This is a genomic window from Burkholderia sp. Bp8998, assembly GCF_003854235.1.
Classification (GTDB): Bacteria; Pseudomonadota; Gammaproteobacteria; order Burkholderiales; family Burkholderiaceae; genus Burkholderia.
On sequence record NZ_QTQF01000127.1, the window covers coordinates 1 to 1,514 of the forward strand.

Annotated in this window: 1 protein-coding gene; it reads right to left on the reverse strand. The window is 62.9% G+C overall.

Annotated elements, in window-relative coordinates:
- Nucleotides 1-251: 251 nt before the first annotated feature.
- The gene (locus DIE06_RS37725) at nucleotides 252-1,385 is read right to left on the reverse strand and encodes an IS110 family transposase (protein WP_124665734.1); all 1,134 of its coding nucleotides are present in this window, start codon (nucleotides 1,383-1,385) and stop codon (nucleotides 252-254) included.
- Between the last annotated feature and the right edge of the window lie 129 nt (nucleotides 1,386-1,514).

The following is a 1,514-nucleotide window of genomic DNA, read 5'->3' on the forward strand; positions in this document are numbered from 1 at the left end:
CGCATGTTGACTGAATTTCCTGAGGGCGACGTAGCAGTAAATCTCGACGGTGGATCATGCTGATATCCGCGGGTTGGGTGCCGCATTAGAGAAGTCCGCCCAATGAGCCTGCCGCTATCTAACGCCGCAAGTCCGGATGCAATCCGTTGCCTAACTTTGTCGCGGGTGACTCGTGTGCCGGGCTACGCCGCCTTCAGGAAACTGCCGCCAAAGTCATGAACCAGGGGTCCTGCCTCCGTGGTGTTGCTGCATTACGTTGGACGCACCTCATTGCGTACGGCAAGCGACATCGCGAGCCGGCTGATGTCCCAGATGAACCCGCTCAGTTCGCGGGCGACGGCCACTACGGCGATGTTCTTTTCCTTGCCGCGCGCGACGAGCCTCCGGTAGCGCCGGCACAGGCGCACCTGGGCGTCCCAGGCCCGGTCCACGATGGGCTTGGGGATGCCTTCATGGCGGCGCTGGATCTCCGGACTCACGCGGGCCGGATGCTGGTAGCTCCAGGCCGCTTCCACCAGCAGCTTTCTTGCATAGCTGTTGCCGTTCTTGGTGATGCTACCCAGCCGGCGCTTCTCGCCCGACGAGTGTTCGGAGGGCGTTACCCCCAGCCAGGCCATCAGCTGGCGTGGGTGCGCGAAGCGTGACAGATCGCCCAGCTCGGCGAGCATGCCCACGGCCGTGGTGAACTGCACGCCGCGCATCGTCTGCAGGGCCAGCACGACCGGATAGAAACGCCAGTTGACCACCGACTCGCGCAGCGCGGCCTCCAGCCGGTCGCATTGCGCCACGCGATCCTCGATCGTGCGCCGCAGCTCCTCGAATGCCAGTTGCTGCCATTGACTGTCGAACGAATACTGACTGATCCAGCGCCGGTGCGCGGGTCCCCAGTCAGCTCGGCCCGTATAGTGCACCCCGTGCGAGAGCAGAAAGGCCTTCAGTCGTTGGCGCGCACGCTTCAGATCGTCCTTGGTGGTTACCCAGGCACGTGAGAGATCGCGGAACGCTTCGTCCTCCACGGTCGGCACGTATACCGCCGACAGGTCGCCGGCGCGCAGCGAACGCACAAGCTTCGCAGCGTCGCGTCGATCCGTCTCGACACGCTCACCGGGCTTCTTCGGAATCAGTGAAGGCGCGCATACCATGCAGTCGAAACCGTTCTGCACAAGCTGGCGATAAAGCCCATATCCACACGGGCCCGCCTCGTAGACAACGCGGATGTGGCGTGCCTTTGACTGCAGGCGCTTGCACAGGCGATCGATATCGGCCTTCGTCGTCCCGATCTTGCCGAGCAGTTCGGCCTCGCCGGTACCCAGCGCATAGGCAGCCGTGATCGAGTCCTTGTGGACGTCCAAACCTACGTAGAGAAGCGTGCTATCGTGTTCCATTGCTGGCCTCCGTGCTGGAAATCGCCGGGTGTGGCCCTGTCCACACCGTGTGGCTCTGGCAGAAATGCTAACCCACGTTTGATTCCTCACGAGAGGCCAGCCCCTGCCACGCGGAGTCATACTGTCTAA